The organism is Bacillus sp. AC266, from assembly GCF_979253805.1.
The window spans coordinates 1-13229 of the sequence record NZ_CEEDEC010000003.1; the positions used below are offsets into that span (position 1 = coordinate 1).

The 13229-nt window shown below is 34.8% G+C and carries 13 protein-coding genes and 1 pseudogene; 3 read left to right on the top strand and 11 right to left on the bottom strand.

Annotated features, from left to right (window positions below; all coding sequences use genetic code 11):
- A partial coding sequence (locus AC0IXC_RS13325) for a transposase (RefSeq protein WP_471652945.1) occupies positions 1-474 on the bottom strand: 474 nt, incomplete at its 3' end.
- An 85-nt stretch (positions 475-559) separates the two neighbouring features.
- Here AC0IXC_RS13325 and AC0IXC_RS13330 point away from each other — a divergent pair.
- From AC0IXC_RS13330 to AC0IXC_RS13340, 3 genes and pseudogenes are all read left to right on the top strand, one after another.
- Positions 560-913, top strand: a pseudogene (locus AC0IXC_RS13330) (LD-carboxypeptidase); the annotation flags it as partial.
- A gap of 202 nt (positions 914-1115) precedes the next feature.
- Complete coding sequence (locus AC0IXC_RS13335) at positions 1116-1457, top strand: EamA family transporter (RefSeq protein ID WP_002086172.1); 342 nt, start codon at positions 1116-1118, stop codon at positions 1455-1457.
- Positions 1450-1788: an EamA family transporter gene (locus AC0IXC_RS13340; RefSeq protein ID WP_002135751.1), complete on the top strand. Its 339-nt coding sequence runs from the start codon at positions 1450-1452 to the stop codon at positions 1786-1788. Before AC0IXC_RS13335 ends, AC0IXC_RS13340 begins: the two co-directional genes overlap by 8 nt.
- A 35-nt stretch (positions 1789-1823) precedes the next feature.
- On the opposite strand, the gene AC0IXC_RS13345 is transcribed toward AC0IXC_RS13340, so the two are convergent.
- From AC0IXC_RS13345 to AC0IXC_RS13390, 10 genes are all read right to left on the bottom strand, one after another.
- Positions 1824-2273, bottom strand: a complete 450-nt coding sequence (locus AC0IXC_RS13345; RefSeq protein WP_002012340.1) for a DUF6376 family protein — start codon at positions 2271-2273, stop codon at positions 1824-1826.
- Between the two features lie 244 nt (positions 2274-2517).
- Positions 2518-2739 carry a hypothetical protein gene (locus tag AC0IXC_RS13350; RefSeq protein ID WP_002031341.1) on the bottom strand — a complete coding sequence of 74 codons (222 nt, stop codon included), beginning with the start codon at positions 2737-2739 and terminating at the stop codon, positions 2518-2520.
- Between the two features lie 195 nt (positions 2740-2934).
- On the bottom strand, positions 2935-4659 hold the full coding sequence (cydC, locus tag AC0IXC_RS13355) for a thiol reductant ABC exporter subunit CydC (protein WP_471652946.1): 1725 nt from the start codon (positions 4657-4659) through the stop codon (positions 2935-2937).
- A complete protein-coding gene (gene cydD, locus AC0IXC_RS13360) occupies positions 4656-6377 on the bottom strand; it encodes a thiol reductant ABC exporter subunit CydD (RefSeq protein WP_002031336.1) in 1722 nt (573 codons plus the stop codon). The genes cydC and cydD overlap by 4 nt, the downstream gene beginning before the upstream one ends.
- The gene (gene cydB / locus AC0IXC_RS13365) at positions 6377-7393 is read right to left on the bottom strand and encodes a cytochrome d ubiquinol oxidase subunit II (protein ID WP_326996460.1); all 1017 of its coding nucleotides are present in this window, start codon (positions 7391-7393) and stop codon (positions 6377-6379) included. Before cydB ends, cydD begins: the two co-directional genes overlap by 1 nt.
- A complete protein-coding gene (gene cydA, locus AC0IXC_RS13370; protein ID WP_002012335.1) occupies positions 7380-8783 on the bottom strand; it encodes a cytochrome ubiquinol oxidase subunit I in 1404 nt (467 codons plus the stop codon). The genes cydB and cydA overlap by 14 nt, the downstream gene beginning before the upstream one ends.
- 625 nt (positions 8784-9408) lie before the next feature.
- Positions 9409-10464, bottom strand: a complete 1056-nt coding sequence (locus tag AC0IXC_RS13375; protein WP_002031331.1) for an LLM class flavin-dependent oxidoreductase — start codon at positions 10462-10464, stop codon at positions 9409-9411.
- Between the two features lie 16 nt (positions 10465-10480).
- On the bottom strand, positions 10481-11422 hold the full coding sequence (locus AC0IXC_RS13380; RefSeq protein ID WP_002141341.1) for a ring-cleaving dioxygenase: 942 nt from the start codon (positions 11420-11422) through the stop codon (positions 10481-10483).
- A 52-nt stretch (positions 11423-11474) separates the two neighbouring features.
- On the bottom strand, positions 11475-11918 hold the full coding sequence (locus tag AC0IXC_RS13385; protein ID WP_002012331.1) for a MarR family winged helix-turn-helix transcriptional regulator: 444 nt from the start codon (positions 11916-11918) through the stop codon (positions 11475-11477).
- A gap of 340 nt (positions 11919-12258) precedes the next feature.
- Positions 12259-13212 carry a branched-chain amino acid ABC transporter permease gene (locus AC0IXC_RS13390; protein ID WP_471653062.1) on the bottom strand — a complete coding sequence of 318 codons (954 nt, stop codon included), beginning with the start codon at positions 13210-13212 and terminating at the stop codon, positions 12259-12261.
- Between the last annotated feature and the right edge of the window lie 17 nt (positions 13213-13229).

Genomic DNA, 13229 nt, shown 5'->3' on the forward strand with positions numbered 1-13229 from the left:
TTCCAATTGGATTTTCACGCCTGCGGTATTACTACTCCCACCTGAACCTTGATAGTCAGTGGCGAAATGGTCAGGCAATTGAAACACTGTTGCATCTAAAATACGGATACGATTGAAAGTAGAGATCACGTGTGCAGAAAGTGAGTGATTTGAACAGAGTTTTTGTGTGAGAAGAGAAGTAAAGACTTCTCGAAGAAATGCGACAGCTGCTGGATTAAAGCGTTGATTCAGTCCTTCTGAGCTCATAAGTACCCCAGTGGAAGCTTCTAACTGACTGCACAATTGTGTAAGTGATGTGCTAGCAATTTCTTGACTGAGCCATACGCAAAGGGCAATGAGTTCGTTGGCTTGATACTTGCTAGATCGCTGTACAAAGCCAACTTGTTTGGCGATATCTTGTAGGAATACTGGAGATAAAAAGTATTGTAGCTCTTGTGCGAAAAGATTCAGTTCATTTGAAATGATAGGATTCATCAAAAACGCCATCCTTTCTGTATATTTCTACAAAAAGAATAGCGTTTTTTTCGTTTTATGGATACAATTTTTTAGCTTGATGGCGATGTGGGGTAGCCCCTATATGCCACTTATTCAAGATGGTGACATTCTCTTTATTGAAGATAGCTCAAAAGATGCAGCTACTATCGAAAGAAGTTTTTCATCACTTAAAATTAACGGCGTTTTTGATAAAGTTTCAGGTATCATCCTTGGAAAACATGAACAATTTGATGATTGTGGTACAAATAGAAAACCTTACGAAATATTATTAGAAGTATTACAAAATCAAAAACTTCCTTTTCTAGCCGATTTTGACTGTTGTCATACTCATCCAATGATTACTTTGCCAATAGGTATTCAAGTAGAGATGGATGCAACAAATAAAACGATACAAATTATAGAACAGTGGAAAATCTAACTCTACTAGCTCTATTATTTTCAGCTCTAAAGCTACGCATTGCCTTCTATTGTTTTACATTAGAAGACATGATACTATATATTTTGGAATGTGAAGAAATAAACAAAAATCATTTCAATATGCCTTTTATATATAATAAGAAGCTATTGATTATATACATCGAGTTTACATACGTGTATATAAAGTAAAAGAGAGTGAATATATGAAACCAACTATTAAAAACTATGTATTTCTACATGTAGCCTTCTTGATATATTCTATCATTATGGTTTACATGAAATGGGCATCTCAATTCCCTATTGCATCAATTTCATTTTTTATTGCTTACTTCGGACTTGTTGTACTTTTATTCGGATATGCAATTCTATGGCAACAAGTCATTAAGAACTTTGAAATTTCTAGAGCATATTCACACCGTGGGATTATCATACTATGGTCAATGCTTTGGTCAGTATTCCTGTTTGGAGATACGATACAGTGGAATCACATACTTGGCGCAGCTATTATTATCGTCGGAATTGTGGTGGTGACAAAAGATGAATAGTTATATGTTATTATTGATATTTGGGATAATTTTAGCCAATTACTCACAAATATTATTAAAAAAGGCTACTTTACAACAATACGATTCTAGAATAAAAGAATATGTGAATCCTTATGTTATCATCGGCTACTTTTTATTTGTAATTAATGCCGGATTAAATGTGATCGCCTTAAAGGGCATGGCATTAAAGCAAGCATCTGCATTAGAATCATTAAGTTATATCATCATTTTAATTTTCAGTTGGTACTTCCTAGGGGAGAAAATCACGAAACGAAAAATCATTGGCAACATTATTATTGTCATTGGTGTAATCATCTATTGTATTCAATAACAAAAAGATCCGTTTATGATAAACGGATCTTTTTGTTATTGCCCTAAATTTTGAACCTTATCTTTCAAATCACGAACTTGTTCTATCGTCTGCATAAGCTCAGAGTTTTTAAACTGCTCTACATTCATTTTCCCTTCCTCTATCTTTGTCATAGATGTATCAATTAATGTATTTAACTTTTCATTATACCCGACGATTTGCTGGTGAAGATCCTTCGCTACATCTGGTGGTGTTAATTCATTAAAAGCTGGTATATCTTGTTTAATTTCAGTAAGTTTCGTTTCTAGTTCTTTCCGGGCTTCCCCATCATTAACAGCCTTTTCTGCTAATGCTGGCGCTTCATTTGCAAATGCACTTATTTCATTTACATAGTCTGTCGCTTTTTGAGCGTAATCTATGGAGTTCTTCCCTTCCTCTACTAGCGAACATCCCATCAAACCAATTGAAACTACAATTGAAAGTAACATTGTTTTTGTAAACTTCATTTTTACCTCCTAAATAATTGCCATACTTTTATTCATTTATAAACACTTTATTTTCTTCTTATACACTTTATCACATCATATCTTATTTTTTTAATCTTCCTCTTATACATTCTAGAAAAATCATTATTATCCTGTTCAACATGTACCTCGAAACTATCTTCATTTAAATATAAAAACAGACATACTTATTTTAAGTACGTCTGTTTTCCAGGTACGTATAGCTCTCACTAATTAAAGTTTCTCTTTATCCTCTCACATGCCCTATTACTGTTATAATATCTATGTCTATATGTACACTAATAATATCTTCTATAATGTCCGTATATCCTTGACCTAAAGGTGTTCCGTAATGTAATAAAATTTCTTTTTTTTCATAAACTGACTTCGGTACTGTAAAAATAAATTTCCTCATATTCCGCTCATCAGCAGGCTCCAGTATTAAAACAATGCCATCCTCTTCAAACATATAATCACGCCTTCCAACAATCCATTCACTATGGCTCAAGTATTGCCTTGAAAGGATAGGTTTTAAACACCCTTTCTAACAATATATAACCATTTCATGATCAAATAGCTTATACGGCTTATATGATTTCACCACAAATACAAAAAAACACAAACCTTGAACTACCAAGAATTTGTGTTTTTTTGCATTTCATTCCTATTTACCTTTATCAAGCTCATATAACCTACGATATTTCTCATTTTCTTTCAGTAGCTGTTCGTGACTACCTTGCATAGCGATTTGGCCACTATCAAGGAAAATAACTTCATCTACATGTTCAATTCCTACAAGATGATGTGTAATCCAAATAACAGTCTTTTCTTCTGTTGCAGAAAACATTGTTTCTATTAAGGCTAATTCCGTTTTAGGGTCTAAACCGATAGTTGGTTCATCAAGCACAATAATCGATGCTTCTTGCATAAGAGTTCTTGCAAATGCTACTCTTTGCCTTTCTCCGCCAGAAAACCTCTTTCCCATTTCATGCATTTTTGTTTGTAATCCATCAGGAAGAGAAGCAATGTGCGGCGCTAGCTGTGCTTTCTCTAAAGCTTTCCATATCTCTTCATCATTAGCCTCTGGTTTACCGATCCGCACATTATTTCCAATTGTCGTATCGAATAAATGTGGTTTTTGGTTTAATACAGAAATATATTTTGACAAAAAATCCGTATGAGCTTGTTCACCATTCAATATAACTTGCCCACTCACCGGACGTAGCGCACCAGTTAACAGTTTTAGTAAAGTAGATTTTCCTGTTCCACTTCTACCTAAAATAGCAATTTTCTTTCCTGCCTTTATTTGCAATGATACATCTTTTAATACAGGTTCATTACTATCCGGATAATTATACGACACATTACTCAGTTCAATATCTATATGTTTTTGTGCAACGTAATCTTTATCTCCAGGTAACTCATTTCCATCTTGCAAAATGATATCACTTTCTACGCTTTTAAGCCTATGAGCAGATTCTACATAAGATGGAATTCGATCAATAGCATCTGATATAGGGATAAGCGCATTTGTCACAGATAATGTCATTAATACGAAAGCTGCGATAACTGTAGGTGCAATCTGTTCACTTGCCGCTTGATTTCCAGTCCACATAATCATTGAAATAACTACAATGCCGACTATTAAATGAATGATACTGTCTCGAATATGGTACCAGCGTTTCACTCTCTTTTCTGTCTTTAACAACTGGACATTTTGCGCTACATACTCATTAATAAATTCATCTTTTCTACCACTCGCCTGCCAATCAGATAACCCAAATACAGCATCTGTCAATTGTTGATACAAACGATTTCTTCCTCGCTTCAAAGCAACATGATTTCGTTTCATCAAAAGTAGTGATACGAATGGGAGAAGAAAAACAATAACAGCTAACATACAAGCTGCGATAAGTGCAAATACTAAGTCAAATGCACCTATAACAATTACGAAAATGCTATATACAACTAACGCTAATATACTAGGGAATATTGTACGTAAATATAGATTCTGTAAATGTTCTATATCATCAGACAATACACCTAGTACATCACCAGTTTGAAATCGAGAGCGTAAAAATAACGCCTGTGGTTCTACAATTCTATATAGTTTTGTTCTCATTTTTTCTAAAATTCGTAGAACGACGTCATGCCCTACTAAACGTTCTAAATAATGAAAGACAGCTTGCCCTATACTAAACGCACGCGTTGCAACTATAGGAACATATACAGCCATTACATTTTCTGGTCTGAGAGCAGATTTAGAAATTAAATAACCTGAAATGAAAAGTAGCATCGCACCTGAACTAACTCCAAGAAGCCCGAGGAAAATAGTCAACGTCATTCTACCTTTATTTTGCTGTATATAAGGTTTAATCCAATTACTCATCGCTCTCCCCTCTCTTCCCTATGAAAATGTAATGTCTCATTCTTTAAAAGTTCTTCATATGTTCCACTTTCTTTAATTTCCCCTTTATTTAAAATAAGAATATGATCCATTTGCTTCATCCAATGCAGACGATGCGTTGCAAGAAATACTAACTTACCTTCAAACAGACGTAACATCGATTGCTTTATTTCAAATTCAGTTTCAATATCAAGATGTGCTGTAGGTTCATCTAATAAAATGATTGGCTTTTTACTTAAAAGTGCACGTGCCATAGCGACACGTTGTTCTTGTCCGCCACTAAGCATACGTCCACCTTCTCCAATTCTTTCGTACATCCCATGTGGTAATGATGCAACGAGCGAACGAAGACCAACTTCATTAATAACTCTCTCAACTTCTTCATCAATTGTATTCGTTTCATAGAAACAAATATTATCTTTTAATGAAAGCGGAAAAATATAAGGTTGCTGCGGAATATAAGCAATATTTTTTTGCCAATCTTCTCGAGTAGATTCACCAATTTCCACACCATTTACTAACATCTTCCCACCCGAAGGCGGTAGAAATCCTGCTAACACATCGATTAACGTTGATTTCCCTGCCCCACTTTCACCAATAATGCCTATAGCACCGTTACCTTGCCAAGTAAAATCAATTCCCTCTAATATAGCCTTTTCAGATTCATCATTATTTACTTTTACATCTTGTAATTTCAAACTACTAGAAGAATTCCATACTATATCTACATTTGAATCTTTCTTTTCTATTTCTTTTTGTTTCTGTAAAATTTCTTCTATTTGCTCCATTGCAAGTTGTCCATCTAATGTAGCATGATAATTCGCTCCAACTTGCTTAATCGGCAGAAAATATTCCGGCGCTAAAATTAAAATCGTAAGAGCTGGCAACAGTATAATTGTCCCATCTATTAACCGTATCCCTAATCCAACTGCTACAAATGCAATTGATAAACTCGTAAAGAAATCTAATGCAAAAGAAGAAAGAAAAGCAACTCGCAAAGTACGCATCGTTGCTTTTCTATATCGTTTACTTACTTTTTCAATCTTTCCTTCGTGCTGTTTACTTTTCCCTAAATACTTTAATGTTTCTAATCCTTTTAACGTATCTACAAAATGATTAGAAAGTACACGATATGTCTCATATTGGCTATCCGCCATTTTCTGCGCTGCTAATCCTAGAAGGATCATAAATATGATCACAATTGGAATCGTTACAACTAAAATGATTCCAGACTTAATGTCCAGTGTAAAAACATATAGAACAATTAGCCCTGGAACGATACTACTTCTAATCATTTTAGGAATTGTCAATTCAATATATGTTTTAAGTTTCTCAATACCTTCTATCGATAAAGTAACCAGATGACCAGTCCCATTCGTTTGGACAAATCTCGGCCCTAACGTAAAATATGCTTCTATTAACTGTTTACGTAATGCAAATCCTGTTTTTTCAGCGAAACGCTCAACCAATATTTGCGATGTTCGCACTAACATTTGGCGTGCTGCAAACGTGATCCCAAAATAAACAGTTTCATTTAGCACAGCTTGCACTGTTTCTCCATGAAATAAAAATGTGATTGCTCGTGCTAAAAATACTGTCTGCGCAATGATACTACACGCCTCTAAAATGCTAATAAGACTTAAAGTTACATATAAAACTCGGCTACCAGGATACGACGGAAGTCCTCTTTTTCTTTTCATTAGTACTCCAAATCTTTGTCTGACTTAACAGGTTGTCTAAATACATAGAAACTCCATATTTGACTACCGATAACAAACGGTAAAATAGCAAGAGAAAAATAGCTCATCAATTTTAATGCATAAGGTCCTGATGCCGCATTATAAATTGTCAAATCATTTACCGCTCCTAATGAGCTAATCATGACACGCGGGAACATACCGATGAACACACTTGCACTTAACAAAATGATTGTTAAACTCGTCATAAAGAAAGCCCAACCATCTCTTCTTCTTTTATTTAATAAAGTAGAAACAAATAGCGCTACAAAAGCTCCAATTGGAACCATTAGCCACTCTGAACCATGTGCGGTGAAAATATCTGTTTTCCATAACCCTCCAGCTGCAAAAACAAGAAGTGTTATTAATGCAAAAGGTGCAATCTTTGTCGCGGCAATACGTGCGCGTTCTCGTAATTTTCCTGTTGTACGTATAGTAAGGAATTGCAAACCATGAACAATACATAGAAGAAGAAACATAACTCCCCCAAGTAACGCAAATGGGTGAAGTAATTTCATAAATCCGCCTACCATATTTTTACTTCCATCAATTGGTACACCTGTCATAAAGTTTGCGATTGCAACTCCCCAAAGTATAGGAGGTAGCAAACTTCCAATAAACATGCCCCAATCCCAGAAACTCTTCCATTTATGATTTTCTATTTTCGCACGGAATTTAAAGGAAACACCTCTTATAATTAATGCAAGAAGCATAAACACAAATGGAATATAAAACCCACTAAATAAAGTTGCATACCAGTGCGGGAATGCCGCAAACATAGCGCCACCAGCACAAACAAGCCATACTTCATTTGCGTGCCAAAACGGCCCAATTGTATTTAAATATATACGTTTTTCCAAATCGTTTTTCCCTAAAAACCTTGAAACGATTCCTACACCAAAATCGAAACCTTCAAGTACAAAGAAGCCAACGAATAAGGTTGAGATAATTAGAAACCACAACTCATTAAGAGATAACATACTCTTCCTCCTTATCAAATGGATCATGGCTTTGATAATCCTTTTTCGTTTTCTTATTCGCATGTCCTTTAATGATACGAACGAATAAGTAAACAGTAATTCCTCCAACAATTAAATATAGTGATGTGAATGAAACAAGAGAGAATAATACTTCTCCAAATGAAACGTTTGGAGATACAGCATCTTCTGTTTTCATAACACCGAAGACAACCCAAGGCTGACGTCCCATTTCAGTCATAATCCAACCTACTGTATTACCGATAAACGGTAGTGCAATTGCATATACCATTATTTTTAAATACCAAGGGTTTTCAGTTAAGCGATCTTTTCTTGATAAGAACCAGCCGTACATTCCTAAAAGAAGCATGAATGTTCCACTCATTACCATCGCTCTAAAACTCCAGAACATAGTATGTACTGGCGGAATATAATCTCCAGGTCCATATTTTTCTTCATATTGTTTTTGAATTTGATTCATCCCTTCAACTTGACCGCTAAATTTATCGTATGACAATAGACTTAGCATATAAGGGATTTGAATTTCAAACGAATTTTCTTTCTTCTCTGTATCAATTTTTGCAAATACTGTAAATGGAGCTGGATCCTCACTCGTATTCCATAATGCTTCAGCTGCTGCCATTTTCATCGGATGTGTCTTAATTAAATTTTGTGCTTGTGCATGACCGAAAAATAATACCAATGCAGTTGTAATTGTTCCAACAACGATAGAAACTCGGAACGATTTTTTAAACACCGCAGTTTCTTGGCCTTTTGATATTTTCCATGCACTTACACCTGCAATAAAGAATGCACCAGTTGCAATCGCCGCTGTAATTGTATGCGGGAATTGCACCCATAATTGTGGATTTTGAATAATCGCCCAAAAATCATTCATTTGTGCACGTCCATCTGCTGCCATTTCATATCCTACTGGGGCATGCATAAATGCACTTGCAGTTAAAATCCAAAATGCTGATAACATTGTTCCTATTGAGAGGAGCCAAATACATAAAAGGTGAACTCGCTTCGGAAGTTTATCCTCACCGAATACCCATAAACCTAGGAATGTAGACTCAATGAAAAATGCTAATAAACCTTCAATTGCAAGTGATGGTCCGAAAACATCACCAACAAAACGTGAATACGTTGACCAGTTCATACCAAACTGAAATTCTTGTAAAATACCTGTTACAACACCTACCGCGAAGTTAACAAGGAATATTTGTGTCCAAAACTTTGTCATCTTCTTATAAATTTCTTGTCCCTTTACCACATACAACGTTTGCATTAACGCAATGATAAAAGCTAAACCTATAGACAGCGGAACGAAAAAGTAATGAAAAATCGTTGTTGATGCAAATTGTATTCGTGCCAATTCGAGCGTTTCCATGCTAAAGTCACTTCCTTCATATTTTTTTATATCGTAATATCGATTGAATTGTATGAATTCATTTCATAACGAACAATTCAATCATTTGGAAATACAAAAAGATAAATTCGTTTATGTACTTTCTGAAAATATAGATTGTCAGTTTTTTAGATAATTACAAAAGAACTTTCTTCATACGATTTACCTTTTCACTATTTCAGTAGTGTTTTATTCGTTAATCGAATTGTATAATATACTTACATAATAAATTCAGGTGATTTTTGACGTATTATTGACAGGATTTTGTCTGAAATATGTCTTTTGTAATTTTTTTGAATTAGATTTCTCACATTTTAAAAACGTACTTTTCAAACATACAACACACTCTTATATCAATTGTTATTATGTTTTTCTCTTCATACGCTTGACTTTCTCCTTGAAAAATGTCCTCGAATTAAACCTAGAAATATGCTAGTTTTTTGTCAAGAGAAAAATGTATTTCCAAAATTCAAATCAACAATATTGTTATTCACAAATAGAAAAAAACTCCCCTTTCTCTAGACATAAAATTCGTTTTTTTGTCATTTTTCAAACAGACTAAATAAAAAAGTACCGAGAATAAATTATATTCCCGGTACTTTAATCATTATTTCGTTGTATATTTTCTAACAGCCGGCATAATTTCGGTAGCAATTAATTCAATGTTTTTCTCAATCTTATCAAATGGTACACCGCCAAAATCAATCTGTGCCATAAAACGTTGCTGTCCAAATAATTCATATTGATAAAGCATTTTTTCAATAATTTGTTGCGGGCTACCAATCATTAACGCATCACGGTGATCTACTGCGTTAGTAAATTGTTGTTTTGGATACCCACCACCGCGTAGCGCAAGCATACCAGCATTAATATGGGGATAATATTCACTAAGTGCATCTTGTGAATTTTCTGCTGTATAAAATAAACTTGTTGTTGCAATTGGTAATGTTGCTGGGTCAAAACCACTTTGCTCAGCTGCTTCACGATATGCATCAACCGAAACTTTAAAATTAACAGCTGGGCCACCAAGTGTCGTAAGCATCATTGGTACACCTGCGCGTCCTGCCTTAATTGCACTAGCAGGTGGCCCTCCAACAGCACGCCAAATTGGCATATTGTTATTTTTAGCTCTCGGTATAATTGCCGCATGTTCAAGTGGCGTTCTAAACTGCCCTTTCCATGTTACACTTTCTTCTTTATTTATTTTTAATAAAAGATCCATCTTCTCTTCAAATAGTTCTTCATAATAATTTACATCGTAACCAAGTAAACTATATCCCCCAATACGAGATCCACGACCAGCAACGATTTCAGCACGACCATTAGAAATTAAATCAATTGTGGCAAAATCCTCATATACACGAACCGGATCTGACGTGCTTAATACTGTTGCAGAACTCGCGATTTTAATGTTTTTCGTAGCTTGTGCAATAGCTCCTAAAATAACTGTATGAGCTTGCGTTGTAAAATGCGCTTGATGACTTTCACCGACAGCAAACACATCAATTCCAGCTTCATCTGCTAACTTAGCTGTTTCAATTAGTTCATGAATTCTTTTTTCTGCACTTATTTTCGAGCCATCATGCGGATTTAAAATATGATCTCCAATTGAATATAATCCAAATTCAATTCCCTTACTTGTATCAATACGGTATTTTTCCATAGTTGCTCTCTCCCTTTTAATAAAGCGGTATTAATTTCTCTTCAATCTCTTTTCTTCTCTCTTCTAAAAATGGTGGTAAATCCAGCTCTTTTCCTAATTCTTCAACTGTTGAATCTACTGTAAATCCTGGGCCATCCGTCGCAATCTCAAATAAAATGCCATTTGACTCACGGAAATATAAACTTTTAAAATAAAAGCGATCGATAATCCCTGTTGATTGGAACCCTTTATCTTTCACCGCTTCATTCCAATAACTCAGTTCTTCATCATTTTTCACACGAATAGCTAAATGATGAATACTTCCTTTTCCTGGTCTTTCACTCTCTCCATCTTGCTGTTTCACCAAAATTTCTCCAAAAGATTGACCATCAATAGATTGATAAATCCCCTCATCGTCTGAACGAGATACTTCTTTATAACTAAACAAACCTGTTAATGTTTTTGATAATTTATTTAAACTGCGCACTGTCATTTCAACTGTTCCCATGCCTAAAATACGATGATTCTGCTCTACAGAAGATTCATCCCATGCAGTCCAATATTCAGGCACCTCTTCATCTTTATTATTTAACAGCACTAACCGTAGACCATCTGGATCTTCAAGGTGCAGTGCGTCTCTTCCGGCGTAAGTTGTAATTTCCCCATGCGCCACCTGGAGTGACTCAAAACGTCTCTTCCAAAATGTAAGACTTTCTATTGAAGGTACGAGCAAGCCTATTTGTGTTATTGCATTTGTACCACGGATTGTTCTACCTACATTCGGCATTTCAAAAAATGATAATTCAGTTCCGGCACTCCCTGTTAAATCACCATAAAACAAATGATACATAAATGGATTATCTTGATTGACTGTCTTTTTCACCCGGCGTAATCCTAAAACATCTCGATAAAAATTATTATTCGTTTTCGCATTTTTAGTCACCATAGAAATGTGGTGATGTCCTGGAATTGTATACATAAAACTCCCTCCCCTTTATCACTTGATTAGTCAATTGATTAAGTAAAAAAAATTACTCATTCGGTAATTCTTTTTTTTCACTATGCTTATGAACTTTTGACATCAACTCGTATAGTATTTTCTGCTCTTCTTCATTTAATACATCATCAAAAAATGATGATTGAAATGCAAGTTGCTCTGGCAATGCTCTTTCTAAAGCCGCTTCCCCTTGCTCTGTAAGACTAATTGTTTTCGTTTTCCAATCTTGTTTTCGTATAATATATCCTTCTTTTTCAAGACGTGTTAACATTCGAGAAATACCGCCTTGTGTAACGGTAACCTTTTCTGCTAACTCCATTTGTGTTAATGGCTGATAAGTCCGTATTTGCAAAAGCACATCAAATTGGGCTGTTGTTAAATCAAAACGTTTTAAAAACTCATTTGACATTTGATTACTTTGGTTCGTAAATCGTATTAAACGTAGCCATATTAACGATCCTATCGTATTTTCACGCATGTTTCATCACTTCCTAGCGTTGATCTTACTATCACTTTACCACTCAAGTGATAAAAAAGCAAGTAAAGAGTAAATACATATTTAATCCCAAAAATCTTAACCAGCTATTTTTCCAATTAGAAATAATAAATTAGCATCAATTGAACTATTTAATTAACGCAATAGACTTTTATACAAAATAACAATCTCACGAATTCCATACACCCAAGTTCTTTTCTAGAAATGGCAAACCCTCCTTTAGATAAGTTAAAGGAGGGACTTCATATTATATAGCTTCACCTAAAACCTTTTTATCTTATATAGAGCTATTCCTTATTACCAAAACCTTATTCCAAAGAGTTTAAACGTTCTGCTCCACCCCTGTGCTCTTCTCCTTCTTACTTCTTTTAAAATTCTTCAACTTCTTAACTGTTCCAACTAACCCTTTCGGAAAAACTAGTAGCACGATAATGTATAATAAACCAAGAATGATCGTCCATCGTTCAAAAATCGGATATTCCGTCGCTAATTCGGATAAATAATATTTCAATGATTCAATAATCCCAGCTCCAGCGATTGCTCCGATTAAAGTTCCAACTCCCCCAATCATTGTCATCAATAATGCATTTAATGTCATTTCAATTGAAAATACAGTTGTATTAACAAAGCGTAAAGTGATAACAAATAAACCACCGCTAATCGCTGCAACTACTCCTGCAACAACACTAGCAATAATTTTATAATGAAGAACTTTATAGCCAAGTGCTTCAACTCGTTGTTCATTTTGTGAAATCGCCTTTAACACTTTCCCAATTGAAGATTTTGTGAAAAGACGTAACAAAATGAAAATACTGATTAGACATATAAATGTTATATAATAAAATGTAAAACGATCACGGAATATATCTGGTACACGAAATGTAAATCCCTCTCCTCCATGAGTCAGTGAACGCCATTTTTCAGCAAGTACAAAAAACAGCTGGGAAATAGCGAGCGTTAACATTGCATAAAAATGACTTTTCAGCCGTAAAGAAAGCAAACCGATTATATAACTAACGATGGCTGATACAATAATTGCGGCTGCTATTCCTATAAAAAAGTTTGTGATAGACACCCCTTGTCGATCAAATAAAAGTGCTACCCCATACGCCCCTATACCAAAGAACATACAATGACCGAATGAAACAATACCTGTATATCCAAGGAGAACATCAAAACTCATAGCGAAAATAGCAAAGATGAAGATTTGAGTGAACAAAATTAACAAGCTCCGTGAATCATTTACGAATGGAAATACACTTAAACAAATGAGCATAAATACTCCGAAGTATA